Consider the following 1,266-nt stretch of genomic DNA (forward strand, 5'->3'; position numbering starts at 1 on the left):
TTTGCTTGCCCGCGGCGAGACGGTCATCGGGATCGACAATCTCAACGACTATTACGATCCGGCGCTGAAGCGGGCGAGGCTGGCCAGCCTGGAGCGCATGCCCGGATTTGCCTTCCGCATGATGGACGTGGCGGATGCGCCAGCCGTCGCGGCGGTCATGCGCGAGCATGGCGCGATCCGCGTGATCCATCTCGCGGCGCAGGCGGGCGTGCGGCACAGCATCGACCATCCCTTCGCCTATGAGCGTTCCAATGTCGGCGGGCATCTGGCGGTGCTGGAGGCCTGTCGCCACCAGCCGGGCTTCGTCCACCTCGTCTATGCCTCGTCCAGTTCGGTTTATGGCGACAAGCCGATGGGGGGGCAGGGGTTCAGCGAAGACGAACCCTCGGTCTCGCCGGTCTCTCTCTATGCCGCGACCAAGCGGGCCTGCGAGTTGATGAGCCAGTCCTATGCGACGCTATACGGCTTTGCGCAGACGGGGCTGCGATTCTTTACTGTCTACGGCCCCTGGGGGCGGCCGGACATGGCCTATTTCTCGTTCACCCGGAAAATCCTGGGCGGTGAACCGATCGAGATTTTCGGGCAGGGCCGGATGGCGCGCGACTTCACCTATATCGACGATATCGTCGACGGCATCATCGGTGCGCTCGATCATCCGCCGGAACAGGGCGGCCACCGCATCCTGAACATCGGCGACAGTCAGCCGGTCGGGCTGATGGACATGATCTCCACGCTGGAGCGGACGCTGGGCCGGGACGCGATCAAGATCATGAAGCCGATGCAGCCGGGCGACGTCACCGCGACCTATGCCGATGTGTCGAAACTGAACGCGCTGACCGGCTATGCGCCACAGGTCCAACTGGCCGAGGGGCTGAAGCGTTTTGTCGCCTGGTACCGGGAATATTACGGCGTCTGAGACGACGCGATCATCGGCGATGCGATGGAGCGGGTGAAGGGAATCGAACCCTCGTATTCAGCTTGGGAAGCTGCTGCTCTACCATTGAGCTACACCCGCGATGCGATGCTGCCTATTCAAGCCATGGGAATTTGGCAAGCGCTTCGCGGCAAATTTCTTGGGCCGCCGTTCAGCTGATGATCGACTGGCCGAGTGCCATGGTCTTGCCGTTGGTCACGATCACCCGATCGCCCAAATGGGTCGCGGCGAACAATTTCCTGGCAAAACCCGTGGGCACGCCAATACAGCCATGGGTCGCGTTTCCGTACCGCACGTCGCTGGCATGGATGGCGACGCCGTCGTTGGTCAGC

At 62.6% G+C, this 1,266-nt stretch carries 2 protein-coding genes and 1 tRNA gene; 1 reads left to right on the forward strand and 2 read right to left on the reverse strand.

Annotated features, from left to right (window positions below):
- Position 1: 1 nt before the first annotated feature.
- A complete protein-coding gene (locus tag U1700_RS14760) occupies positions 2 to 916 on the forward strand; it encodes an NAD-dependent epimerase/dehydratase family protein (RefSeq protein ID WP_332753441.1) in 915 nt (304 codons plus the stop codon).
- Positions 917 to 941: 25 nt separating this feature from the next.
- On the opposite strand, the gene U1700_RS14765 is transcribed toward U1700_RS14760, so the two are convergent.
- A tRNA-Gly gene (locus tag U1700_RS14765) sits at positions 942 to 1,015 on the reverse strand.
- 70 nt (positions 1,016 to 1,085) lie between these two features.
- The coding region (locus U1700_RS14770) for a L,D-transpeptidase family protein (RefSeq protein WP_332753442.1) at positions 1,086 to 1,266 on the reverse strand (181 nt) is incomplete at its 5' end.

The sequence above is a fragment of the Sphingomonas sp. RB1R13 genome, assembly GCF_036663775.1.
Taxonomy (GTDB): domain Bacteria; phylum Pseudomonadota; class Alphaproteobacteria; order Sphingomonadales; family Sphingomonadaceae; genus Sphingomicrobium.